Source organism: Succinivibrio dextrinosolvens (genome assembly GCF_900116345.1).
Classification (GTDB): domain Bacteria; phylum Pseudomonadota; class Gammaproteobacteria; order Enterobacterales; family Succinivibrionaceae; genus Succinivibrio; species Succinivibrio dextrinosolvens_B.
On record NZ_FPAH01000012.1, the window covers coordinates 46,229 to 72,198 of the forward strand.

Genomic DNA, 25,970 nt, shown 5'->3' on the forward strand with positions numbered 1-25,970 from the left:
TTATGTATGAGGATTATAGTATTTTTGCCAGTTTCTCTTCCCACATCGGCCCCTGTCTTATCAGGGAGTGGGTTAATGTATTGTAGATAGAGGTTGAGGATGACAGACCTCCGCATGGGAGGGTTAGAACCAGATCGACATTATCGGTTACGCGAGGATCAATTGAATCCAGTTCTGTTGTGGCACTCTCTCCGGAGATATTGGCACTGGTTGAGACAATAGGAGTCCTGGCCAGAGAGCAGATCTGTGCAAAAGGTCTGAATGCGGAGATTCTGACACCGGCACTGTGATCATCTCTTACAGCGGCATTCTTAAAGGAATCAACCACCGGAACCACAAAGGTATGAGGACCAGGCCACATTCCATTCATTAAAGCCATGGCCTTATCATCAACTCTTGATTCATCAAGGTATTCCTTAAGGTATTCAAGAGAGCTGTCCACAATAATCAGTCCCTTAGTGGAACTTCTGTGTTTTATGGCAATAATTCTTTTTACAGCCGCCTCATTAAAAACAGAGCAGCTTATTCCGTATACACCTTCAGACGGGCAAACAATAACACCGCCTGAGGCTATAACTGAAGCTGCCTGTTCAATACTGTCAGTATATATGGTAGACATTACAGATTTTCTAGTTTTTCCTGAAGTTTCTGATCTTTCTTCATGACTTCTTCACAGGCAGCCTTTCTGTCAGCCTTAACCTTGGCATCAATCTCAGGATCGGTTAAAGCAACGATCTGAGCTGCAAGATAAGCTGCATTCTTGGCACCTGCTTTTCCTACTGCAACAGTTGCAACAGGGATTCCGCCTGGCATCTGAACAGTTGAGTATAGAGCATCGATTCCACTTAATGGACCGCCATCACATGGGATACCAATTACTGGTCTTGTTGTTCTTGCTGCAATTGCACCGGCAAGATGAGCAGCCAGACCTGCAGCACCAATGAATACGGCACAGCCTCTCTTTTCTGCATCTGCAACATATGAGGATACAACATCAGGGGTACGGTGAGCTGATGCAACTCTGGCCTCATAGCGGATACCAAAGCCCTTAAGAATAGCCATGGTATTCTCCAGTAAAGGTAAATCAGAATCAGAGCCCATAATAATTGATACAAAAGCGTTAGACATCAGTGAAATCTCCTAAAAAAACTCTGTGAATTGTATCACGCTTATGAGTTAGGTCGAATGATTAAATGCTTACGTTTCTTTCTGCTCTCACATAGAGCATTTGCACAGACAAGGCCGATACCTCTTTTGAATTTCTTTTCAAACATCAGAGGAAAGGAGCAGACTTCGCAGACTCGCTCTACAGGCTTGCCTGGAGTTGAAAACTTGCAGTCAGGGAAATTACCGCAGGCGTAGAAAACTCGGCCAGATCGCAGAGTTCTCTGGTGAAGTTCTCCCTTTTTACATACCGGACATTTAATCTTCACACTCTCCTGAGGATTGTGTACATAGGTACACTCAGGGTAGTTTGAACAACCGATGAAAATACCGAAACGTCCTTTCTTGACTAAAAGCGGTTCACCACAGGAAGGGCATGAAGCTCCAACTTCCCCCAAGGTAACCACGGAATGAGATACAGCAACAGGCTTTAGGAATGAACAGGACGGATAATCTGAACAGCCCAGAAAATCACCATGATTAGAATGTCTTAAAACCAGTTTCTGTCCGCATAAAGGACAGGCATCTCCTTCCTTTAAATGCTCATACTGAGAATAATCTTTCATGGCTCACATTTTACTACTTAATTTATGAAGGATTTTTTCAAGGCGACAAAAAGTAAAAATTATTAACCCATACCTTTGGATAACTCTCACATTTATCAGTATTTTTTAAGCATAGAGATTTCTTTTTGCAGGAGAATTCCGGAAAATGCGCAAAATAGACTTTTCAATGGTAAAATTAGCGCGATTGTTTTCTCTGAATATATTGTTTTGTTTACAGAAAAGAGAAGTTTTAAGTTTGGATTCCTCCTTTTTTATAAAGGAGTGTTTGTCTATATAAAGGAATGACAATGGCTATTCGCGAAGTAATTACTTATCCAGATGATATCTTAAGAAAACCTTGTACAGAGGTTACAGAATTCAATGAGGAGCTAAAGGCTCTTACCGACGACATGTTCGATACCATGTACGAATTTGAGGGTATCGGTCTTGCAGGACCACAGGTCGGTGTAAACAAACGAATTGTAGTTATTGATATCCCTGAGGAGGATGGCTCACAGGGCAACAACAAACTGGTAATCATCAACCCTGTTATCAAAAAGCTTGAGGGCGAAAAAGTTGAGTCACAGGAAGGCTGTCTGAGTGTTCCTGGCTATCAGGATACTGTTGAAAGATTTGAAAGAGCCACTGTTGAATATCAGGATCTTCAGGGCAACCACTGCGTTTTTGACAACGTGGACGGTCTGTTCGCAATCTGTCTGCAGCACGAGATTGATCATCTTGAAGGAAAGCTGTTTATCGACAAGCTTTCAAGACTAAAAAGAGATCGTCTGAAAAAGAAGTTTGAGAAAATCAAAAAAGAAAGAAGAGCCGCTGCAGAGTAATAGAGAAAATGGATAAAAGAATTATTTTTGCAGGTACTCCGGACTTTGCAGCAATCCATCTTCAGGAACTGCTAAAGGCTGGAATCAGACCTGTTGCTGTATATACACAGCCTGACCGACCAGCAGGTCGTGGTCACAAACTATGCCCATCCGATGTAAAAAAGGTAGCACTTGAGGCTGGTCTTGATGTCTATACCCCTGTTAACTTCAAGAACGAGGATGACATTAAGCAGTTTGAAGCCTTAAATGCAGATCTCTGCATCGTGGTTGCCTATGGCATTATCCTTCCACAGAGAATTCTTGATGCACCAAAGCTTGGCTGTATCAATGTTCACGGATCAATTCTTCCAAAATACCGCGGAGCAGCTCCAATTCAGAGAGCTCTTCTGGACGGAGAGGAAGAGACCGGTGTTTCCATCATGAAGATCGGTCTGAAGCTTGATGCCGGTGACGTCTTTAAGATCGCCACCACCAAAATTACCGATGAGGATACTTCAGGTACCCTGTTTGATCGTCTTGCAGCACTTGGAGCATCAACTCTTATCGATATTCTGCCATCTGTTCTCGACGGTACTGCTACTGCAACCCCTCAGGATGAGTCAAAGGTTACCTATGCAGCCAAGATTTCAAAAGAAGAATCTGCTGTAAACTTCAATCAGGATGCAAAGGCTGTAAGCCGTCTTATCCGAGGATTAAACCCATGGCCGGTTGCTACCTCAACCCTAAATGATGTCAAATACAAGCTGTTTGACACAGCAGTTATCGATGAAGACAGCAATAAAGAGCCTGGTACAATCGTAAGCGTGGACAAGGAAGGCATCAATGTTGCCTGTGCCCGCGGTCAGATCAAGCTTATAACCATTCAGGCTCCAGGAAAAGGTCCGGTTAAGGCTGCAGATATTGCAAGATCAAAGAAAGATGTTTTTAGTGTAGGTAATAGATTTGTCTGATATTCAAAGAAAAGGACCATACAAGTCACGTCCTTCTAATCAAAAACGCAAGCCTTCATTCTCAAAGCCGGTAATTGCATCTGGCTCTCAGTCCAGAGCTGCTGCAGCACTGTGTGTTAATGCTGTTGAGGAAGGCAATTCACTAAGTACCGCACTGCCTATGTTTACAAAGGATCTTGATGATAGAGACAGAGCCTTTGTACAGGAAATCGTCTACGGTACTCTGCGTCATAAGAGACTTCTGTCCACCACAGCCTCAGAGCTTTTAGACAGAGGAATCAACCAGAGATTCAATCAGGTAAGAACTCTGATAATCTGTGCTCTGTACCAGATTATCTTTACCCGTTCCCCTGCTCATGCAGTGGTTGCAGCTACAGTTGGCGCCTGTGATTTAATCAAATGCCGAAAATTCACCGGTGTAGTTAATGCTGTTTTAAGAAGATTCCTGCGTGAGGGAGCTCATCTGGTTCACAGTTCAGATCCATGTGTAGAGCACTCTTTCCCAAAATGGCTTTTTGATGAACTTTCCAAAACCTACACTGAAGAGGAAGTGCTGGAGATCATGAAGAACTCTAATGTACATCCTCCAATGTATCTGCGCGTAGAGAACTCCAAAATCTCCACCGAAGAATACCTCAAGTGCCTTGAGAAAAAAGAGATTGGAGCTTCTGCAGTTGAGCAGTGTCCTTCAGCAGTACTGTTAGATGAGCCAGAGCATGTCTCTAGACTGCCTTACTTTGAACAGGGTTATGTTGCAGTTCAGGATATTTCCGCTCAGATGGCAGCACCTCTTTTAGATCTGAAGGATGGTATGAGAGTTATGGACACCTGTGCAGCTCCTGGTGGCAAGTCAGCCCATATTCTTGATTTAGCAAAGGATATTGAACTCATCTCCTGTGACATTGACGAGAAGAGACTTGAGGAAACCAAGCGCGGTTTATCCAGACTTAACAGAAATCCTGTTTTAAAACAGATAGATGCATCAGAGTCCTTAAACGGTATTGAAGGTGAGTTTGACCGAATTCTGGTGGATGCTCCATGTTCAGGTACCGGTGTCATCAGAAGACATCCTGATATCAAATGGCTGCGCCGTCAGAAGGATATTGAAAAACTGGTACAGGCTCAGGAGAAGATTCTGGACAATGCCTTTGCCAAACTAAAAAAAGGAGGCATCCTTGTCTATACCACCTGCTCAATTCTGAAACGAGAAAATATTGAGCAAGTTAGAAGTTTTTTAACCCGCCATACTGATGCAAAGCTTCTTCCATTTATAATGAATGGGAATGAAGTTGAGACTTATCAGAGACTTCCGGGTGAATTAAACGCCGACGGATTCTTCTACGCAAGATTTATCAAAGAATAACCATATATGAAGATCATTATTTTAGGTTCAGGTGATGTAAGTTTAGAGCTTGCAAAGTACCTTGTGGATGCCGGTCATGCGGTTACCATTGCTGATACTGCATCAGACAAGCTGGCTGAAATTGCCAACCGTATTGATCTTCGTGTTGTGGTGGGCAATCCTGCATCTCCTGAAACCCTGCGTAAGGCAGGTGCCAAGAATACAGAACTGCTGGTAGCCACCACCTCAGACGATGAAACCAATATCACCGCCTGCTCTGTGGCCCACTTCCTGTTTAAAACCACCAGAACCATTGCCCGTCTTCGCGCTCATGACTATCTTGAGGAGAGAAACACTCTTTTCGGCAAGGATGGTATTCCAATCGATCACATCATTGCCACTGAGGATGAGGTCACCAAGATTATCAAGGCCAAGGTGGACTTCCCGGGAATCAATGCTTACGGAGCCTTCTGCAACGGCTCTTTAGTTGTCGTCAGCACCAAGGTTACAGCCGATGGAAAACTCTGCGGCAAGCTGGTTGCTGATTTCAACAAATTCGATGCAGCCGATGCCGTAGTAATGGCCATCTACAGAAAGGATGAAACAGGCAGAGAAAAGTATCTCTCCAAGATGGAAAACGAGGTTTTCGTAGAGGGTGATGAGGTTTTCTACTGCTGTATCAGAGAGAACATCAAGCATCACTTAAGAGCATTCAGACCTCTTCCGGTTTCCAAGAGATATATTACAATTGCCGGTGGCACCCATATTGCCGACTACATGGCAAGAATTCTCTCTGAAAACTACCGTATTAAGCTTATCGAGGCTGATCCGCAGAGAGCCAAGCGTTCTGCAATCAACCTTCACAGCTCTTCAGTACAGGTGTTCAACGCTGACCCTACAGACATGGACTTCATTCTGGAGGAAAATCTGGATAAGACCGATCTGTATATCGCGGCAACACCAACTGATGAAACCAATATCATGTCTTCGCTGATTATGCGAAGAATGCATAACGTTCAGACTGCAGCAATTATTAAATCTGAAGGATATCTCCAGCTGTCCGATAACGAGCGAAGCGAAATCGGAACCGTGATTCTGCCAAAGGAATCAATTATTTCCGCCATGCTGACCTCAATCAGACAGGAAGGTGTGGAGTCGGTAAGCCTCTTCAGACAGGGAAAGGCTGAGGCGATTGAGTTTATTCTAGAAGGCTCCAAATCAAGTTCAAAGATTATCGGCAAGAAAGCATCTGATCTGAATCTGCCTAAGGGTGTTACCTTAGGTCTGGTAAAACGCGAAAGAAAATTTGTACGTATCGACGAGAATTTTGTCTTTGCTCCAAAGGATCATGTGATTGCCTTCCTGGATGACCACACTCAGATGCGTAAGCTTGTTAAACTGTTCAGACCTGATTCATTCTGGATTCCATCGTGGTTGTAGATTTCAGACTGGTAGCAAAGCTACTTACTCCGGCTTTATTTGTATTCGGACTGATTACCTTCATTCCGGCGATATACGCACATATCAACGAGGCAAAAGGCGGTACAGCCTTCTACTTTACAGGCGGAATCAGTATCTTTATCAGTTTCATCTTCTATCTGATCGGCAAAAAGGCCGGACAGTATCCATCCCTGCGAGTGCTGTTCCTGTTTACAACCTCTCTATGGGTAATCGTATCCTTAATCTCGGCAATTCCTTTTTACTATGATCTGCCGGATATCAATATCTACAAGGCAATCTACGAGTCCTGTTCAGCCCTGTCCACCACAGGCTCAACGGTAATTACCAATCTTGATTCAAGACCTAATGCTATTCTGCTGTGGAGAGCAATTCTGCAGTACGTTGGAGGCGTAGGATTCGTGGCTTTGGCGGTTATTATTCTTCCTATCTCGGCTATGGGTGGAATGAGTATCTTCAGAACCGAATCAAGCTCCTTTGATGATTCTGCCAAGTATACCCCTCATATCAAGATCATGGCTCTGTCCCTTATCATCTGGTACATCGCAATTCTTGGTCTGTGTACCTTCCTGTATGTGGTAGGCGGTTTTGATCTGTTCAGAGCGGTAACCACTGCCATGAGTACAGTAGCAACCGGAGGTATGACCCCTACTGATATGTCTATGAACGGAACCACACCGTTTATTCAGTACACAGCAATCATCTTCATGTTTATCTCCAGCTGTCCTTTCATGCTGATTCTGTCCTCACTTGCAGGTAACTATCTGCAGTTCTTCAAAGATCAGCAGGTTCGCGGCTTTCTGATGATAAATCTGGTTATTGCCATAAGTGTGGCAATATCTCTGGTATTCAAGAATGATTACAGTATAGAAAAGGCATTCAGAATCTCCCTGTTCAACGTGGTGGCTATTACCTCCACTACAGGATTCGGTCTTGAGGACTTCACCCTATGGAATCACTTTGCCTCCATGGCCTTCCTCTTTATTCTGGCAATCGGCGGCTGTTCAGGATCAACCTCTGGCGGTATCAAGACCTTCAGACTTCAGATCTGCTACTCAATGTATAAGACTCAGCTGTTAAAACTGATCCATCCACATATTGTCAGTGAACCAAGATTCAAGGGCAAGGTTATCGACCCAGGTACTCTGTCAGCGGTTATCACCTATATGGTGTCCTATATTGCCCTGCTTGCAGTATCCTCAGTTATCGCCTCAATTCTAGGCCTTGATCTGGGAGACTCTGTGACTGCAACCATCTCCTGTCTGTCAAACATTGGTCCTGCTATGGGTACAACCTTAAACCCATCCACCAATTTCAGCCAGATTTCAGATGCACTATGTCTGCTTTTCAGCTGTGACATGATTCTGGGACGTCTTGAGATTCTGCCTGTACTGCTGTGCTTTACCAGAACCTTCTACAAGTTATAAAAAAGGCCGGGACAATCAAGTCTCAGCCTTCTCAATTCCTTTTTCTGAAAGATTTCTAATAATAAACCCAGAAATCAATAACCAGAATAATTATCCAGGCTATATTGTGAATGGCGATGCCTATCAGACTGAACTTACGCTCCTTGGCAACCTTTGTTCCATCCTCACAGTGAATAAAGGCTCTGTAAGTGGAGGCCAGAAGAGGAATCAGAGCAATAACCAGAATCGAACACTCCCAGAGTTTATGGGAAGTCAGACAGGCTCCTATGGAAAGCATAGCTGATACCACAAACATTACAGCAAGATATAGGGCTGAAAGCTTATGACCTAATCTTGCAGCAACAGTCTTCTTGCCGGTAGTGCGATCCTCATCGATATCTCTCATGGCTGATATATGCAGAATCATCACTGAATGGATACCAATGGCACAGGCAAGATAAACAGAATCTGGGAAGATATCCACAGGCTGACCGCTGGCACCTAGAACCAGAAGCTGAGCTCCAACCACAGCAGCAAGTCCGAAGAAGATAAAAACGGCTATATCTCCAAATCCCTTATAGCCGTATGCAAAGCCTATGGTATAGAAGATTGCTGCCAGAATTGCCAGCACACCCAGGAATACAAACCAGGATAAAGCCTGAAGATCATGACCAAGGCACATATAAAGGGCAAGCATACCGCAGATGGTAGCTGCCACGGTAACAGTTCCCATAGCTTTTCTCAGCTGAGTGAGAGATATGGAGCCGATCATGACTGCACGAATAGGGCCGATACGGTTTTCACCATCAGCCTCCTTGAGGGCATCACCATAATCATCCGCAAAGTTACTTAAAATCTGCAGCAGTACACCTGTCATAATAATCAACACCGCTGCGGTGAGAGTATAGACAGATACAGCTCCGTAATAGAAACCTAAAGCACAGCCCACTGCGCAGTTTGTAAATGACAATAGAAGAGTTTTAATTCGTAATTCGCTTAACCAGTCGGACATCATATAAAGCTCAGAAATAATAAGAATCAGTTATATAACCAGTAATCTATAGTAAGGATAATAACCCATACCAGATTATTTATACAGCAGTAGAACATCAGATTATTGAAACTCTGCTTTAGAATTACCGACATTTTCATATGTCGAATAATGGTGTAAATCTGATAGGACATAGGAATAAAGCCTATCAGCAGCAGTAGAGACTCAATAGGTCTGTGGGAGGACACACATGCCAGAACCGAAAAGAAAATATTGGCCAGAAGCAGTGCTAACAGATAGATTGAAGTAATCTTGTAGCCAAAGGAAAGGACAAAGGACTTTCTTACCACATTGGGGGTATCGTTCACCATCATTCTTATGGAACGTCCATAGAGAATCATCAGAGAGGCTGCTCCGGAGGAGAAGGCCAGAAGGATGGTATCAGGATAGATATCAATGGTGGAATGACTGGCAGCCACGATCAGAAACTGTGCGCAAATTACAGATGCGATTCCAAAAAGCAGAAAAATCGCAATTGCGCCAAGACCTCTGTAAAGGTATAAAGCCGAAACATTGTAAAAAAGTGTCGCAAGTACACACATTACGCACAGAAAGATAAACCAGGATAAAACCTGAATATTAGATCCCAGTGCCAGATAGATGGCAATGGCGCCGAAAACAGTAGCTATCAGTGTCATGATAGCCATACGCTTACGCAGCTGGGTAACCGGAATATCTCCCACCATAATCGGAGAGATAATTCCTTCCTTTTTATCCTTAAGATGGGACTTATAGGCTCTGGAGTAGTCAATAGAATAATTGCACAGAGCAAGCACGCTCACACCGGTAATGGAAATGGAGATTGCGGTAATTATAGTTTCAAGGGTGATATGACCATAGAAAAATCCAAGCGCACAGCCAAGAATACAGTTTGTTAGAGCAAATGCATACGAATTAAAACGAATTTTGGAGTTTATCTGATCATTAAGCATCGTGTTAGTTTTTCTGTTCTTAGTAAATAATGATTATTATTTGATTTTTATAGCTTCTTTTTTTCTATTTTAAATTACTTTTGGCGATTTTTTTAATTTTTGTGAAAAGAATGCGCTATCCATGTATAATTCACGCTGTTATTTTTTCGGAGAGCACTTTAATAATGTTATTTGACGATCCAGCATTAAGACAGCTGAAAAACACCTTTGAAAAAGAGAAAGTCAGAAAAGAAGGCTATATCAAGACTACCGACCGCGCTTTCGGTTTTCTTGAGGTAGACAGAGATTCTTTCTTTATTGCCCCTAACGACATGAAGAATGTGGTTAACGGCGATAAGGTTGTGGCCATTATCGAAAAGGATGGCGACAAGACCAAGGCTATTCCTGAGAAGCTGGTTGAAGCCTATCTGACAAGATTCGTGGCCAAGGTACTTTTTGTTTCAGGCAAACTGTTCATTATTCCTGATCATCCAAACATCAATATCAAGATTGCAGCGGATGACAGACGCAAGGATCAGTCAGTAAAGCTGAACAACGGTGACTGGGTTATCTGTAACCTCAAAGCCCATGCTCTGCAGAAAAAAGAGTTCAGAGCAACTTTAGACGAGCTCATCTGTAAAAAGGATGATCCAAAGACTCCATGGCTTGTAAGCTTAAGAAAATACGACCTGCCAACTCAGGAGCCAGAGGATTCAGAATTCGAGTTCAAGGAAAAAGATCTTCCTCGTGAGGATATGACTGCAATTCCTTTCGTTACCATCGACTCAGAGCATACCGAGGATATGGATGATGCTCTGTATATCGAGGAGAACGAGGACTGCTACAAGCTGTATGTGGCTATTGCCGATCCTACCGGATATATTGAGCAGAATACTCCTGAGAATGAAAGCGCCTCTCACAGAGCCTTCTCAATCTATCTTCCAGGCAGAGATATCCCTATGCTGCCAAGAATTCTTTCTCAGAACCTGTGCTCTCTACGTGAGAATGAATTAAGACCAGCCTTAGTGGGTATCATGACTGTGGCTAAAGACGGAACTCTTTTAAACGATAAAACCGAGTTCAAGCTTGCAACCATCAAGTCCCACGGCAAACTTGCCTATAACAAGGTTTCAGATTTCTTTGAGAAGGTAGAGGGGGCAGACTATGTTCCAACCGACGAAATCAGAGAAATTCTAGAGAAACTTATAAGATTTACCGAGTGCCGCGATAAATATCGTGCAACTCATGCCGCCACCTTCAAGAACAAGCCTGATTATGACTTTGTGCTCAAGGAGGACGGTTCACTTGATCATATCGAGGTTAATTACCGCCGTATTGCCAACCGTATTGTTGAAGAATCAATGATCATTGCCAATATTGCAGCCGGTAACTTCCTTGCAGAGAAGCTCAACAGCGGTATCTTCAACCTGCACAAGGGCTTTGACATGCAGAAGAAGAAAGATCTGATTGAACTTCTGAAGAAGGAAGAATGTCCTTTCAATGAGGATAAGCTAGGCGAGCTTGAAGAGTACAACGCTATCAGAAGATTTGCCATTGAACATGACAATGACTATCTTGACAGCCGTATCCGCAAGCTTCAGGAATTTTCCGAGATTTCTATCAAGCCAGGTCCACACTATGCCTTAGGTGTCTACAACTATGCCACCTGGACCTCTCCAATCAGAAAGTACGGCGATATGGTAAATCACCGTCTTTTAAAATCCATGATCGAGCATAAAGAGCAGATCACCATGCCAGATGAGAATCTCTTAAAGATCATGAATGAGGCCAGAAGAACCAACCGTATGGCAGAAAGAGATGTTAAAGACTGGCTGTATGTAGAGTTCCTCGAGCCAGAGATTGAAAAGAAAACCAGATTCGATGCTGTAATCTTTGAAGTTTCAAGAGGCGGTTTCAAGGCAATTCTTGAGGCCAACGGAGCTATGGTTTTTGTACCATTCTCTATGATGTCAGAGGACAAGGATGCCCTGTCACTGCTTGGTGATACCGGTGAAATCTATGTTAATCAGAATCTGGTATACAGACTTGGCGACAAGATTGCGCTGAAGGTAGTTGAGATCAACAAGAAGACCCGCTCTATTATTGCGGCTCCTTGTGAAAGCATCGGCGGGCTGATGCTGCCTGATCCTTATGCTCCTAAAAAGGCTAAGGTTGCGCCAAAACGCAAATAAAACCGTCTAAAATCGCATTTTTAAAAAGAAGCTTCAAGAAATTGAAGCTTTTTTTTTAATTGAATTTAAAATAGAAAATGAATGATAACAAAACATACAGGAGTATTTATGGAAATTATAGATGGTAAGAGCTACTTGCCTCAGGTAAAAAAAATGATCGAAGAGTCGGCATTGAATCTTAATCAGGATGCTGCTTTCCAGCATTTCGAGTCTGAACTGAATGATGTCGAAACCAAATACCTGCCTCCTTACGGAGACCTGATTGTCGCCGTTGATGAAGATGAATTCCAGGGCATGGCAGCTTTCAGGAAGGTTTCCGATGAAAGATGCGAAATCAAAAGATTATATGTAAGACGTGAGGCCCGCGGTCAGCACCTTGGAGATACTCTTTTAGAGGAAATTCTGAAAAAAGCCAAGAATGCAGGTTTCTCTGAAGTAATTCTGAATACTCCGCTGAGCGTTACCGCTGCAGTAAATCTGTATAAAAAACACGGATTTGAAGTATATGAAGGGGAAGATGTTAAGCCAAAGCCTAACACCTTCTTTATGATTAAAGATCTGTAGAAACTGTTTCAGATCAGTATAAAAGAACTTATATAACCTGTTTATCGCAGGATTTCCACCTGCGATGAGTGATTGTTATCGTTATCTTAAGGCAATTCAGGCATCCACTCCGGAGTACTCCGCAGTGGATTTCTTCTTTATTCAGACTCAATTCCGCTCTGCTTTAACAGTGCATCCACCTCAGGTTTTCTGCCTCTGAACTCTTCAAAGGTCTTCAGCGGATCATAAGCACCGCCTGAAGCTAGAATCAGATCCTGGAAGTCTCTTCCGGTATTCTTGTTGAAGATACCGTCCTCCTCGAACTTGGAGAAGGCATCTGCTGCCAGAACCTCAGCCCACTTGTAGCTGTAGTAGCCTGCAGAATAACCGCCAGAGAAGATATGAGTGAAGTTGTTAGGGAAACGGCTGTCCTTAAACTGAGGGGTAACCGCAACCTTTGATTTAACATCATTCAGAATCTCAAAGATGCGACCGCCCTTCTTCTCGTCGTATTCAAGATGAATTCTGAAATCAAACAGTGCAAACTCAATCTGACGAAGCATTGCCATAGCTGACTCAAAATTCTTGGCATCAATCAGAGCCTTGAGTTTCTCCTTTGGCAGAGGCTCGTGAGTGGTTACATTTGAAGACAGGAAGTTTAAAACCTCCTCCTGCCAGGCAAAGTTCTCATTGAACTGACTTGGAAGCTCAACTGCATCCCATGGCACACCGTTGATACCGGAGACATCGGCGATATCAATCTTGGTCAGAAGATGATTCAGGCTGTGACCGAACTCGTGGAACATGGTTACAACCTCATCGTGGGTCAGTAAAGAAACCTTTCTGCCTACAGGGCGGCTGAAGTTGCATACCAGGTAGGTTACAGGAAGCTGCAGTACACCGTCTGAACGGTAACGTCTGGTCAGACATTCATCCATCCAGGCTCCGCCGTTCTTGCCTGGACGGGCATACAGATCCATAAAGAGAGTGCCAATGATAGAGCCGAACTTATCCTCGTATACATCAAAGCACTTAACATTCTCATTCCAGACATCCACACCGTAGCGCTGCTTTAGAGTAATGCCGTATAGACGGTGGGCACACTCGAACATGCCGGCAATAACCTTGTCCTCAGGGAAGTAAGGACGTAGTTCTTCTTCTGAATAGGAGTACTTCTTCTGACGAAGTTTCTCTGAATAGAAGGAGATATCCCAAGGCTCAAGCTTATCAAGACCAAGCTCCTTGGCAAAATCCTCCAATGTCTTAACCTCTTTTTTACCCTGCTTGTAGGATTTTTTTGCAAGATCCTCTAAAAAGGAAATCACACTCTTTGGTTCATCTGCCATCTTAGTGGCCAAAGAAAGATGAGCAAAGGTCTTAAATCCCAGAAGCTTAGCTTCCTTATCTCTTAACTTAAGAATCTCTTCCATTAAAGGAGCATTATCCCACTTGCCGGCATTAGGACCGACATCGGATGATCTAGTACCGTAGGCGACATACATCTCACGTCTTAGCTCACGGTCTTCACAGTAAGTCATAAATGGAAGATAGGATGGCATCTCCAGAGTAAATACATAACCATCAAGCTTTCTCTGGGCAGCCTCTGACTTTGCAAGATTCAGAGATGACTCAGGCAGTCCCTTTAATCTTTCCTTGTCGGTAATGTGCAGAGTATAACCGTGAGTTGCATCCAGTACATTGTTTGAGAACTGTGACTGTAGCTCAGATAGTCTTGATACCACCTTGGTGTACTCAGCCTGAGCTTCTTCAGGGAGATCGATACCTGAGAGCTTGAAGTCACGGATGGAGTTCTTGATAGCCTTCTGCTGAGGAATAGACAGTCTGCCGAAAGCATCAGAAGCCTCAATCTTTTTTAGAACCTCAAAATAAGGCTTGTACTGACCGGCCCAGGAACTGAACTCTGAAAGCATAGGCAGACAGGCATCGTGAGCTGCACGAAGCTCATCGGTATTATTAACGGAATTCAGATGGGATACCACCCCCCAGACCTTAGAAAGTCTGTCATCTGCCTCTTCAACCGGGGCCACACAGTTGTCCCAGGTAGGATCATCCTTGAATTTTTCACTGACCTCAATAATGATCTTTCTGCATCTATCAATAGCATTCTCTACAGCAGGCTTAACATGTTCTGGCTTTACTGCTGAAAATAATGGTAATCCGCTGTAATCTAAAAGCGGATTCTGTGTTAACTGTTCACTCATATGTTTTTTTCCTGCTTGAAGACAAAACCGATCTGACAGGCAAAGTCTGTGTTTGTTTTTGATAGAGTTTTGTCTATGTGTTAAGATCATCTAACTATACAACAATATATGTACATAATGTATATATGTGGACTACAGAGTCGGTTTTCGATATGTCTGATCAAAATAAAACAATATTTTCACAAAGAATAGCAGCTCTAAAGGAAGCAATGGCTCAGGCAGAGCTTGATGCCCTGATTGTTTCTCATGACGACGAGTTTCTGTCATATGAGCTCAATGAAGATAAAGAACGAATTAAATATCTGAGCGGTTTTTCCGGCAGTGCCGGCTACGTGGTTGTAGCCCGCAACTTCAATCCGCAGTTGGAAACACGTGGCATTGAACTTAGCAACAACCGCGGAGATGAAACCGCTGTTGCAGAAAGAAGCTGTGCCGTATTCGTTGACGGCCGCTATGTCGTTCAGGTAAAAGATCAGATCGATTCAAAACTATTCCAGGATTTCGACTTCTCAAAGGTCAGCCCTAGCAACTGGCTGTGCTCAATTCTGCAGAAAAATGCAACCGTGGGTATTGATGCCAACTGCATCAGCTACAAGGAATACCTGAGCATCGAAAAAGATCTTGCAGCTCTGAACATCAGCCTTGTACAGACCCAGGGAAATCTCGTGGACAGAATCTGGGATGACCGTCCTGAAGAAACCGTCTCTCCAATCAGAATTTTCAACGATGAATACAACGGCTGTCCAAGCACCCAGAAACGTAAGAAGCTTGCTGAATCCCTGCGAGACCTTGATCTGGATGCCACCGTTATTACCGATCCTGAGAGTATCTGCTGGCTTCTAAACATCCGCGGCAATGACAGAAAATATCTGCCAATCATCAACAGCCGTGTGGTTGCCTATTCAAATGATGCTCTTGAGTGGTACATCAATCCGGAACACTTTATTGACAAGGAAAACGGTGAGGATATTCACGAGAAGCTGCATGAACATATCGGTCATGTCGATATCTTCCCGGAGAATGCCTTTGATGATGTATTAAACCGTCTGTGTTCCTCAAACTGTAAGGTCTATGTTGACCCTGATGCCACCAATGCCCATATCATGCTTTCGCTCTTCAAGGGAGGAGCCAAGGTAGTCGAGGGACTTGGCCTATGTCAGAAACCAAAATCCATCAAGAATCATATTGAGGTAGCAGGAGAATACAAGGCTCATATCAAGGACGGCATCGCCATGTGCCGTTTCTTCTGCTGGCTGGATAATCTGACCAGACTTGAAGCCCTTGAGAATGATGAAACCTTTATCCGTCGAGTAGAAGGTACCACTGAAGCAGATCTGGCCCAGCGCGCCGAGATGTTCAGAAAGGTTGAGGCAGGCTACATTGAGCCTTCCTTTGCTACCATTTCCGCCTTAGGCCCTAATGCCGCCATGTGTCACTATAACCATGAGAATGCTGAAAAGCCTAGAGCCATGGGACAGGACAGTGTCTATCTTATCGACAGCGGAGCCCATTATAAGGACGGTACCACTGATATCACCAGAACCGTACTGGTCGGACCACATATTTCCAATGAACTTCGCAAGATGTACACCCTGGTGCTTAAATCCCATATTTCTCTGGCAACTCTGGTCTTTCCGAAGGGAACCACAGGCATTCAGATTGATGCCATCGCCAGACGTCCTTTATGGGATTATGGTGAGGATTTTGCCCACGGTACCGGACATGGTGTCGGTCATGTGCTTTCTGTACATGAAGGACCTCAGTGTATATCCTCAAAGCGTTCCATGATTCCGCTGGAACCTGGAATGGTTATTTCAAACGAGCCTGGATTCTACAAGGAAGGAGAATTCGGTATCCGTCTTGAGAATCTGATGGTGGTAATGCCGTGCACTCAGCCGGGAATGAAGCATATGCTATGCTTTACCCCTTTGACACTTATTCCATTTGATACTAGATTTATCATCAGAGAACTTTTATCTCAGAAAGAGATAGACTGGCTGAATAATTATCATCAGAATATAAATAACGTAATTACTAATGCAGCAACATCACTGAGTGATGATGAAATAGTATGGCTCTCCAAGGCCACCGCTGCAATTTAGGAGCAAGATATGCCTTTTTGGAAAAAAAGTCTTCCAAATTCATTTTACTGTCAGACAAGACTTCAGCAGCTTCCAACTATTCCTGTGGGAATATCGGATTACAATATTCTTGAAACTCCTCATCACTGCTACACCAGAATTCTTGAGCTTATCGCCTCTGCAAAGGAAAGAATTCTAATCACTGCCCTGTACCTTGAGAATGACGAGATCGGCAGAGAGATTCTGAACGCCCTTTATGAGGCTAAGGAAAAGAATCCTAAGCTTTATGTACGAGTTTATGTTGATTTCCACCGTGCTCAGCGTGGCCGTATCGGTGAGGGTGCATCCCTTGGAAATTCACAGCTTTACTATGACATGGCTAAAAAGACCGAGACTCCACCTGCTATTTACGGTGTTCCGGTTAAACGCCGCGAGCTTTTCGGTGTAATGCATCTGAAAGGATTCGTCTTTGATGATACCGTGCTTTATACCGGAGCAAGTATCAACAATGTCTATATGGGTTATAACGGCAAGTACCGTCTTGACCGCTACCATGAAATACATTCAAGAGAACTGGCAAACACTCTTTGTGCCTTTGCTACCAACGCCTTCCATCCTAATTTTGCGGTGCAGGATTTCTCTCAGGGACAGGTTCGTCCTGCAAAAGACATGCGAGAGGAGATCAAGGAGCTGCGTAAACACCTCAGCACTGTACAGTACATGGTTAAAAACGAGAAGGTTACCAAGTACCACGTAGGAGTTACCCCTCTTGTAGGTCTTGGAAAGCGTGCAAATCTTTTAAACCGCTCCATCCTATGGCTTTTAGGTGCAGCCCGTGAAAAGATGTTTATCTGCACACCTTATTTCAATCCGCCAAAGATTATTATCAAGGCGCTGGAAGATGCCTTAAAACGTGATGTTGCGATAACCCTGGTGGTAGGCGACAAGACTGCTAACGATTTCTTTATCCGTGACAGTGAGAATTTCTGTACCATCGGAGCCATTCCATATATCTATGAGCAGAATCTTAGAGACTTTATTATTAAAAACAAGAAGTTCATTGATTCAGGACTGCTCAAGATCATGCTGTGGAAGGATGGAATCAATACCTACCATGTAAAGGGTATGTTCATTGATAACAACTATGCACTGATCACCGGAAACAATCTGAATCCAAGAGCATGGAGTCTTGATCTGGAAAACGGCATTATCATCACCGATCAGAATCATCATCTGCAGGAGAAGTTCATCCATGAGCAGCAGTATCTGATGCGTCAGACAACGAGAATCCGTTCTGAGGATGAGCTTGAGTCAATCGATAACTATCCTCCAGAGGTGGTTAAGATCTTAAAGAAGGTTAAGCGCCTGAGAGCTTCAATCTTCATTAGACAGCTTTTATAAGGCTTATATGGTCCCAACTGATGATTCCTATTATGCAAACTCAGATATAGCCATCTTAAAAGGGCTAGGGACCACTTATACATCAAGCTTCTACAAAAAGGGGATCTACACCTTCTTTGATCTCCTTTTAGATTTCCCCTTCAGATTCCTCGATCAGACCAAAATCACCAAGATAGCAGATATCAGACCTGATGGCGGCTTCTACTTTATTGATGCCCATATCGCCGCAGTACAGAATGTCCTGACCCGTAGAGTCAAGATGCTCAAGATGATGCTGCAGGATGACACCGGAAAAATCGAGGCGGTATTCTTTAATCTTTATCCAAACCAGATCAAGGCCTATACTCGAGGCAGACGAATTCTGGCTTTTGGACCGGTAAAGTACAACGAATACAACGGGATGGTAAATTTTACCCAGCCTACCGTTACCTTTCTTGAGGAAGGGGATGAGGTTCAGCCTCAGGAACGCATGACACCGGTATACCATGCTGTTGAGAAGGTTCCACAGGCTGCAATCAGAAAAGCCATCAACGGTGTACTGCAGTCACTGCATTCAATTCCCCTGCCAGAACTGCTGCCACAGAAACATAACCCATTTAAACTCACCTTAAGCGAGGCGCTGGATTTATGTCATTATCCATATCCTCCTTCACATCCTGATGAGAAGATTATTCCTGAGAAAACCCAGAGCTTTAAAAGAATCAGCTATGAGGAGCTTATAGCCTATCAGCTTACCCTGCTGTCTGTTAAAAGAAAGAATGATCAGCACAACGCAGAGGCTATAGACAAAGCTCAGAAGGATATAGACGCATTTCTCTCCTCTCTGCCTTTTGAACTGACCGGAGCCCAGATGCGCTCCTATAAAGAGGTTCAGGAAGATCTCTGCTCAAAGAAGCCGATGCTAAGACTTCTTCACGGTGATGTGGGCTCGGGAAAAACCATGGTTGCAGTATTAGCTGCCATTCAGGTTGCAAAATCAGGCAATCAGTGTGTAGTACTGGCTCCTACAGAGCTTTTAGCCCAGCAGCATTATCAGAAATTCAGTGCGCTGCTTTCCCCTTGCGGTATCAGATGTGAGCTTATAACCTCTTCCATTAAGGGAACTAAACGCAAAAAGCTTTTAGAGGAGATTGAATCTGGTGAGGTTCAGGTAATCATCGGAACACACAGTGTCTATCAGGAAGAGGTGCATTACCATAAACTCATTCTGGCAATTATTGATGAGCAGCACCGTTTCGGTATTGACCAGAGAATTGCTCTGCTCAAAAAAGCACCAGCAGATATCACCATGCATCAGCTGGTGATGACGGCGACTCCTATTCCAAGAACGCTACAGCTGGCACTGTTCTCCGATCTGAATGTCTCTACCTTAGATGAGCTTCCAAAAGGCAGAAAGCCGATTATTACCGCCGTAATGCCTGACACCAGAAAGGCTGAGGTCATAAAAAGACTAGATGAGGTCTGTCATCAGGGCACACAGGTTTACTGGGTATGTCCTAATATCGAAGAGAATGAGGATGAAACCGAATCTGTCAAAACCACTTACAAAGATCTGAAAAAAGCTCTGCCTTATCTTAAAATCGGCCTTCTGCACGGACAGCTTGCAACCACTGAAAAGAACAAGGTAATGAAGGCTTTTCTGGAAAAGGAATACGATATTCTGGTTGCCACCACTATCATCGAGGTGGGAGTTGATGTTCCTAATGCCTCAATTATTGTGATAGAAGGTGCCCAGAGACTTGGTCTTGCTCAGCTGCATCAGCTTCGAGGTCGTGTAGGTCGAGGCGCACTGGACTCCTACTGCATTCTTATCTATAAGAGCTCAGAGATTGAGGCTAATGACATTGCTATGCAGAGACTCTCGATTATGAGAGCTACTACTGACGGTTTCAAAATCGCCACCGAAGATCTGAAGCTCAGAGGGCCGGGAGAAGTGTTAGGCAGCAAACAGACCGGCTTTGATATCTTCAGAGTTGTTGACGTAAATCGAGATTTTGAACTAATAGATATTGCCAGAAACGCAGCTTTAGATATTATTCATAATGATACAGAAACCTCCAGGGCACTTATAAACCGCTGGTTCCCTAAATTCAAAGTGTGAGCTTGTTGTATATGGCCTTTAAACCAAATATATACTACAGAAAACAGACTCCAGGCTATCTTAAGTATCTTAAGATTGGTATCTGTGCGCTCATTGTTGTAATCGCTGCTGTCTGGGGCTTTATTCTATATTTCAACGGCCAACATGTAAAAGCACCCCTGTTAAAGTTTCTTTCAGAACGCACCAGTTTTTCCATAAACTGTGATGAGATTGAATTCTCGCCCCTTTATCCGGACGTACTTAAACTCAAAAAGGTTACCCTTGGCAACTCCCAGATCGGAGAAATATACGTTGAATATGATCTCAAGAGTGTAATCACCTCTGAAAACCTTGATATAAAATATCTTTATGCCAAGGATATTACCTTTGACAGCAATGATCTTGATGCACTTAAAAAGGAAAGATTCAGATACAGAAACATCAATATACTAAAGCTCGATTTAATCAACGGCCCGCTGTATCTTGACCGCTTCAGTTCAGAACATGCCGACCTGTCTGCAGCAGAGGTCAGAGTATCTGAACAGGGAACAATCAGTTTCAACGATTCCACTCTAAATGCTCAGAGCGGTACTATCGACAATCATGAGCTTAAGAAGATTCATGCAAAAATTCTGACCAACGAGGATACAGTTGAACTCTCAGATCTTCAGCTGCAGGTATTCGGAGGTACAGTCTTTGCGGATCTGACTATTGATAAGGAATCAGAACTTATTGAATTTTCTAAGCTTTCCTTCCAGAATGTAATCTTTCAGAATTACAGTAGCATCATCGACAGCTACAATATCAGAGCGAAAAACGCCAGTCTTTCCAACTGTGTTCTTTCTATGCCTGCAGCAGATCTGCTTTTAGGTCAGGTTAGTGGAAAGATTGAGGATCTGAGGATTGCAGACAAGAAAATAACCTTTGATTTCAAAGGAAAAGCAGGAGAAATTTCTAAACCGGATCTACTGGTTACAGCAGAAGATTCTCTTCTCAAGGCTAAAGTTGAAGATGATCATCTGACATTGGCTGCAGATGGAAAGCTCTTTACCGGTGAGTACAGCAGCGAAATAGAAATGAGTGGACTAAATGAGGAGGAGAGCAAGCTTAAAATCAATGCCTTCGCTTTAAAGAATGCCAAGCTTGAGCCTCCTATTGAACTGTATAACAGACTGAAATATCTGCTTTTTTCACATAATACCGAAGTTCATGACTTCAGTATTGAAAACACAGAGTTTGTCTCTCACATCGATAAGCTGCCTCTATCTGTAAAAGCGGTAAATTTAAAATGTGATAATGTCATCTTTGACAGAGAGTCTCAAAAGATTAAAGGAACTCCAGGAAAATTCAGTCTATCAACAGACAGCGCCTACTACTCGGATCTCTTTATCAAGAATACTGACTTCCACGGTACCTTCAGTGACGAGGGCTATTCTGTCTTTATGGACAGGATCATGTTCTACAACTCTAATGCCACAGCCTCGATTTCAAGGGATTTTAATAAGAACACCTTTGCCTTAAAAGCAAATGCAGAAGATTTTGATATGTCCGATCTGAACAGTAGTCTGTTCTCAAAGCTTTTTAACGGTAAAATCAGTTTTAATATTGATCTTGTTGCACCTGAAAATGAAGACAATTCCCTATCTTTAACACAGAAACTTAACGGCAGTGTTCAGGTTAAATCAAAATCTCTACTGATCTCTGCATTTGGACTCGATCTTATCAACGGTGGAAATAAGAAAGACTATGAATTAAACCTCAGACAGCTGATGCACTCTATTGAAAGTGGAGACTGCGGATTCTACAGTCTGGAGGGAAAAGCTACAGTAGAAAATGGGCATGCCAAACTGAGAATATCCTCAGATCTGGCCACCTCTCATCTAACCCTCAAGGGTAATTATAATACAACCGACCGGATCATAGACGTCAAATCTACCCTTATGTCTTTGGCTAAGGACAGCCTGACATCGGTTATCATAAGAGGACATGTCACCGATCCTACTTTCTATATCACAGCTTTGCTGCGTGGTGCAGTAAGACCTGGTATTGATGAAAGTGCCATCGAAAATGAGGAATACTACACCGCTGAAGATGGTACTGTACTTAAGGTAAAAGCAAAGAAGCTTTCAGATAAACCTAACATTCATGCCTCAGATGCGGATCAGGTTTCTATCCATAGCGATGATGAGAAGAGAGACAAGTCACTGACTCCTGATTCTGTTGTACTTTACTGACGAGCAGAATACAAGGCCTATATCATCCACACAGGATTGACCTGCTCCCCATGGCTGAATAATGGGATGTAAGGCGGCAAAGATAAAAAAAGCGGAGATATACTCCGCTATTCAACTTGTTTGTTCGATCGAGTAGGGCGAGTATTTAGCTCAGCCCTCTCACAACACCGTACGTGCGGATCCGCATACGGCGTTTCCTAACAAACGAAGGATTGCTCCCAATTGTCAGAGTTGTCCTTCAACCATTTCAATACAGTACCAGCCTTCTTCTTCAAGGGTGTAGTTGCTAAGAGCTTTCTTAATTTGCGCAGTATTAGACATTCGCCAATACCTGTTAGAACTATAGGCATATTCCTTCAAAGACGGGGTTCTCCACCCTAGCCTAATAGAGAATTCCTTGTATCTGTTCTCAGGTTTCTTCCACTGTTTCCACAGTAGTTGTCTAATTCTGCGTCTTATTAACTCGTCAGACTTTCTCATCCATTCTGAAGGGATCGCTCCCTTAAAATAGTTGCACCAGCCTCTTATGAAGACTTTTAAGTCTTCTTTAACTTTAGCAATTCCACCTGGAGCTTTGCGGTTCAATATGAGCTTTATATTCTTAAGGAATTTAGCTCGTTTCTTTTCATGGACAGTAGCAAAGTACTTTTGCGAGGGACGCTCCTTTTTCTTTCTCTGACTTACTCTTTGAGTAAAGCCAAAGCCTAGAAACTGAGACTTCTCACAAGCATGAAGTATCTTGGTTTTGTCTTTATTGACCTTGAGGAAGAGTTTCTTTTCAACAAATTCTGTCACATTTGCCAATATACGCTCCGCTGCTTTCTTGCTTCCGCATAGAATAACCATGTCATCAGCATAGCGGACAAACTTGATCCCTCTACTATCAAGTAGTTGGTCGAGTTCATTAAGCATGATGTTAGCTAGAATTGGACTAATTACGCCACCTTGGGGTGTTCCAATAGTAACTTTCTTGCTAACTTTGCCGTCTTCACTTATTGGAGCTCTTAAGAAGCGATGTATCAGAGATACAACTCTTCCATCCTTTATTCTGTCGGATAACAGTTGTAAGAGCTTACTGTGATTGACTGTGTCAAAGAATTTACTCAGGTCTAGGTCAATTACCCACTCAAGACCGCTGTTTACATACTCTAATGCTCTTGTTATCGCACCATTACAGCTTCTTGTTGGTCTAAAACCAAAACTATTATCAGAAAAGACCTTCTCGTATTCTTCAGATAGTACTAGGGCTACTGCCTGCTGTACAAATCTGTCGATTACAGTCGGAATTCCTAAAGGACGCTGTTCTCCATTGTCCTTTGGAATATAGACTCGCTTTATAGGTTGAGGTCTATATGTACCGTTCAGAATCGAACTTGAGATTTCATAAGGATGTTCCTTAATATAGCCAAGTAAACCACAGGTCTCCATTCCATCAACTCCAGCAGAGCCTCTGTTATTTATGACCTTTTTATAGGCTTTATTAAGATTACCCTTAGCGACTATTCTCTCTAGAGTTATCGATTCAAAGTTAATGTTACTCATTAGGATATATCCTTAACAGCTCGACCACTACCTAACACTACCCTCATGTTCCGCATTACTCTCATGCTTCGGCGTGCACTTCTGCCCTTATATTCTCGGCGTGCCCCTTTGCTGTGGCTTCGTTGTGTTTCGGTTCCTCCGACTTTTACATTTGTTAGGTTTGGTCCTTCACGCATAGTCATCGCTACTATGACTTCGGCTGACTTCTTGTCATTCGTTGTTACTACGGTTCCCCGCTGACAAGACCTCCTCAGGTAAGAACATTATCTTTCACTCCATCAATCCGCCATCTCTACACACTAGGTTCCGTCTAATTATTGGACTTTGGGTTATTGAGCACTCTTATCCACCTAGTATGCCTATAGATGATTTCTATTCGTCAGACCAGAGATTTGCTATCCACTGCTTTCAGCTATCACGTCACCGTGACCACCTTGTGGAGTTGCTAAGTCTTCCCATTAGCGGGCGACTTCGGGACTTGCACCCTATAGATAATGCCCATGCTGAGCACACTCAAATACCCTCGGATAAATCCGAGGGCTTGCTAGTCAGCATAATATAGGTACAAGCGATACCAATTGATGAATCTCTACTTTCCTCGATTTGAGGTGATCTTTACCTTGATTGGAGGCTGCTTGTTCTTTGGCCTAATCAGCTCCTCTGAACCTAAAGTTGATCCAGTTACGTTTGCAAGATAAACCATGAAGCTTGGAACCTCATCGGAAAGACCAGACCTTACAACACCTAAGGATGCAGTAAACTCAGCACCTAAAAGCACCAGCCACCAGCTGATATAGATCCAGACAAACAATACAGGGATAACAGCGATGGCTCCATAGATAGCCTCATAATTTGAGAAATTCAGTACAAAGATACTGAACAGCTTCTTGGAAACCTCAAAGGCAACAGTCACAAAGATAGCACCAAAAAGAGCATCCTGAAGTTTAACTCTTACTCTTGGGACAATCACATACAGCGCAGTCAGTACAGCACACTCAATAATGATAGGGAAAACGAAATAGGCTATCATCAGGGCTACACCAATATGAACCTTGGTGGAAATAGCGATAGCCATAACTCTTGTAAAGATCCAGATAATGATACCCAGAGCAATTGGGCCTAAGGTTAACAGAGTCCAGTAGATTGCAATCATGGATCCGAGCTTTCTTTTACCGCCACGCCAGATTCGGTTCAGACATTGATCGATTGAGCGGACCAGCATCAGAGAAATAACAAAGAAGATGATGGTACTGGTAGCAGTCAGTTTACCGGCGTGCTCCACAAAGGTACCGACATACTTGCCTAAAGACTCTGAAAATACAGGCATGAAGTTAGCCTGAGCAAAAGCTTTTAAAGACTCTCTGAACTCTGAAAAGGCAGGAAAAACAGCAAAGAAATAAAAGATTACACTGATAGCAGGAATCAGAGCCAGAATAGATGTAAAAGATAAGGCAGATGCTTCCAGACCTATAGAATCTCTTTTTACTCGATTGAAGAAATATATATAAAGTTCTTTCACGTTACCCACCTAATTTTTCAGAAAGTCTCTCTCTAGTATAGAGTACTATTCTACAATTTTTTGAGATGCGATAATAAGTTACATAAAAAAACTGTAAAAAAACTATGAGGCTTTTTCTTTTTCAGACCTCTTATAGGCATAAGTTTTTTCTTTTCCTGATGGGGAATTCTCAAGGTTCAGTGAGGCAATAAGTCTTCTTGAAATCTTTTCTCTGTGTGGTTTAACACGGTTTAAGAAGCTCATAGTAGCCTTATAGTGTTTTCTGTCATACTTCTCTCGCTTATATCCAGAATCTCCTTCAGGCATCTTAGGAAGGGATGACTTATCAGAAAGCTTAAGGTTATCTCCGTTATAGGCTATCTCATCTGCCGGTGTCGGTATAACCACTGTAGGGTCAGTAACCTTTACATAGTGAGGAACTGAATCTGAGACCTCATTGTTCTTTACAAAGTAGAACTCGGTACCATCGCTCTTTGAGGAATAGATG

20 protein-coding genes are annotated in these 25,970 nt (G+C 43.1%); 11 read left to right on the forward strand and 9 right to left on the reverse strand.

Going from position 1 to position 25,970, the window contains the following annotated elements; all coding sequences use genetic code 11:
* Window positions 1-13 precede the first annotated feature (13 nt).
* The 3 genes from BM308_RS05655 to BM308_RS05665 are packed head-to-tail and all read right to left on the reverse strand — an operon-like array spanning window position 14 to window position 1,730.
* On the reverse strand, window positions 14-619 hold the full coding sequence (locus BM308_RS05655; protein WP_074943585.1) for an L-threonylcarbamoyladenylate synthase: 606 nt from the start codon (window positions 617-619) through the stop codon (window positions 14-16).
* On the reverse strand, window positions 619-1,128 hold the full coding sequence (gene purE, locus BM308_RS05660) for a 5-(carboxyamino)imidazole ribonucleotide mutase (protein WP_074943587.1): 510 nt from the start codon (window positions 1,126-1,128) through the stop codon (window positions 619-621). Before purE ends, BM308_RS05655 begins: the two co-directional genes overlap by 1 nt.
* A 41-nt stretch (window positions 1,129-1,169) precedes the next feature.
* On the reverse strand, window positions 1,170-1,730 hold the full coding sequence (locus tag BM308_RS05665; RefSeq protein WP_074943589.1) for a DNA topoisomerase family protein: 561 nt from the start codon (window positions 1,728-1,730) through the stop codon (window positions 1,170-1,172).
* A gap of 287 nt (window positions 1,731-2,017) precedes the next feature.
* Here BM308_RS05665 and def point away from each other — a divergent pair, with 287 nt between their 5' ends.
* From def to BM308_RS05690, 5 genes are read left to right on the forward strand one after another with little or no spacing between them, the layout of a single operon-like run.
* On the forward strand, window positions 2,018-2,551 hold the full coding sequence (gene def / locus BM308_RS05670; protein WP_074943591.1) for a peptide deformylase: 534 nt from the start codon (window positions 2,018-2,020) through the stop codon (window positions 2,549-2,551).
* An 8-nt stretch (window positions 2,552-2,559) separates the two neighbouring features.
* Complete coding sequence (gene fmt, locus BM308_RS05675; RefSeq protein WP_074943593.1) at window positions 2,560-3,501, forward strand: methionyl-tRNA formyltransferase; 942 nt, start codon at window positions 2,560-2,562, stop codon at window positions 3,499-3,501.
* Window positions 3,494-4,864 carry a 16S rRNA (cytosine(967)-C(5))-methyltransferase RsmB gene (rsmB, locus tag BM308_RS05680; RefSeq protein ID WP_177214420.1) on the forward strand — a complete coding sequence of 457 codons (1,371 nt, stop codon included), beginning with the start codon at window positions 3,494-3,496 and terminating at the stop codon, window positions 4,862-4,864. Before fmt ends, rsmB begins: the two co-directional genes overlap by 8 nt.
* A 6-nt stretch (window positions 4,865-4,870) precedes the next feature.
* On the forward strand, window positions 4,871-6,283 hold the full coding sequence (gene trkA, locus BM308_RS05685; protein ID WP_074943594.1) for a Trk system potassium transporter TrkA: 1,413 nt from the start codon (window positions 4,871-4,873) through the stop codon (window positions 6,281-6,283).
* Window positions 6,274-7,728 carry a TrkH family potassium uptake protein gene (locus BM308_RS05690; protein WP_074943596.1) on the forward strand — a complete coding sequence of 485 codons (1,455 nt, stop codon included), beginning with the start codon at window positions 6,274-6,276 and terminating at the stop codon, window positions 7,726-7,728. The genes trkA and BM308_RS05690 overlap by 10 nt, the downstream gene beginning before the upstream one ends.
* A 55-nt stretch (window positions 7,729-7,783) precedes the next feature.
* Here BM308_RS05690 and menA read toward each other — a convergent pair whose 3' ends face one another.
* Both menA and BM308_RS05700 read right to left on the reverse strand, forming a co-directional pair.
* Window positions 7,784-8,722: a 1,4-dihydroxy-2-naphthoate octaprenyltransferase gene (gene menA, locus BM308_RS05695; RefSeq protein ID WP_074943598.1), complete on the reverse strand. Its 939-nt coding sequence runs from the start codon at window positions 8,720-8,722 to the stop codon at window positions 7,784-7,786.
* Between the two features lie 23 nt (window positions 8,723-8,745).
* Window positions 8,746-9,690, reverse strand: coding sequence for a UbiA prenyltransferase family protein (locus BM308_RS05700; RefSeq protein ID WP_074943600.1), 945 nt, complete (start codon window positions 9,688-9,690; stop codon window positions 8,746-8,748).
* Between the two features lie 164 nt (window positions 9,691-9,854).
* Between BM308_RS05700 and BM308_RS05705 the strand changes: the two genes are divergently transcribed.
* Together BM308_RS05705 and BM308_RS05710 are read left to right on the forward strand one after the other, a co-directional pair.
* Complete coding sequence (locus tag BM308_RS05705) at window positions 9,855-11,861, forward strand: exoribonuclease II (protein ID WP_074943602.1); 2,007 nt, start codon at window positions 9,855-9,857, stop codon at window positions 11,859-11,861.
* A gap of 108 nt (window positions 11,862-11,969) precedes the next feature.
* Window positions 11,970-12,425, forward strand: coding sequence for a GNAT family N-acetyltransferase (locus tag BM308_RS05710; protein ID WP_074943604.1), 456 nt, complete (start codon window positions 11,970-11,972; stop codon window positions 12,423-12,425).
* A gap of 137 nt (window positions 12,426-12,562) precedes the next feature.
* Here BM308_RS05710 and prlC read toward each other — a convergent pair whose 3' ends face one another.
* Window positions 12,563-14,626, reverse strand: a complete 2,064-nt coding sequence (prlC, locus tag BM308_RS05715) for an oligopeptidase A (RefSeq protein WP_074943606.1) — start codon at window positions 14,624-14,626, stop codon at window positions 12,563-12,565.
* 152 nt (window positions 14,627-14,778) lie between these two features.
* Between prlC and BM308_RS05720 the strand changes: the two genes are divergently transcribed.
* From BM308_RS05720 to BM308_RS05735, 4 genes are read left to right on the forward strand one after another with little or no spacing between them, the layout of a single operon-like run.
* Window positions 14,779-16,728, forward strand: a complete 1,950-nt coding sequence (locus BM308_RS05720) for an aminopeptidase P family protein (RefSeq protein ID WP_074943608.1) — start codon at window positions 14,779-14,781, stop codon at window positions 16,726-16,728.
* Window positions 16,729-16,737: 9 nt separating this feature from the next.
* Entirely contained in the window at window positions 16,738-18,108 is a 1,371-nt protein-coding gene (gene pssA / locus BM308_RS05725) for a CDP-diacylglycerol--serine O-phosphatidyltransferase (RefSeq protein WP_074943610.1), read from the forward strand.
* A 7-nt stretch (window positions 18,109-18,115) separates the two neighbouring features.
* Complete coding sequence (recG, locus tag BM308_RS05730; RefSeq protein ID WP_074943612.1) at window positions 18,116-20,209, forward strand: ATP-dependent DNA helicase RecG; 2,094 nt, start codon at window positions 18,116-18,118, stop codon at window positions 20,207-20,209.
* Window positions 20,210-20,220: 11 nt separating this feature from the next.
* Window positions 20,221-22,422 (forward strand): AsmA family protein, encoded by a 2,202-nt coding sequence (locus BM308_RS05735; protein ID WP_074943613.1) that lies wholly within the window; start codon window positions 20,221-20,223, stop codon window positions 22,420-22,422.
* A 225-nt stretch (window positions 22,423-22,647) separates the two neighbouring features.
* Here BM308_RS05735 and ltrA read toward each other — a convergent pair whose 3' ends face one another.
* The 3 genes from ltrA to BM308_RS13330 all read right to left on the reverse strand — a co-directional run.
* Window positions 22,648-23,964: a group II intron reverse transcriptase/maturase gene (gene ltrA / locus BM308_RS05740; RefSeq protein WP_074943615.1), complete on the reverse strand. Its 1,317-nt coding sequence runs from the start codon at window positions 23,962-23,964 to the stop codon at window positions 22,648-22,650.
* Between the two features lie 589 nt (window positions 23,965-24,553).
* Complete coding sequence (locus BM308_RS05745) at window positions 24,554-25,483, reverse strand: YihY family inner membrane protein (RefSeq protein ID WP_074943617.1); 930 nt, start codon at window positions 25,481-25,483, stop codon at window positions 24,554-24,556.
* Window positions 25,484-25,585: 102 nt separating this feature from the next.
* A partial coding sequence (locus tag BM308_RS13330; RefSeq protein WP_177214421.1) for a hypothetical protein occupies window positions 25,586-25,970 on the reverse strand: 385 nt, incomplete at its 5' end.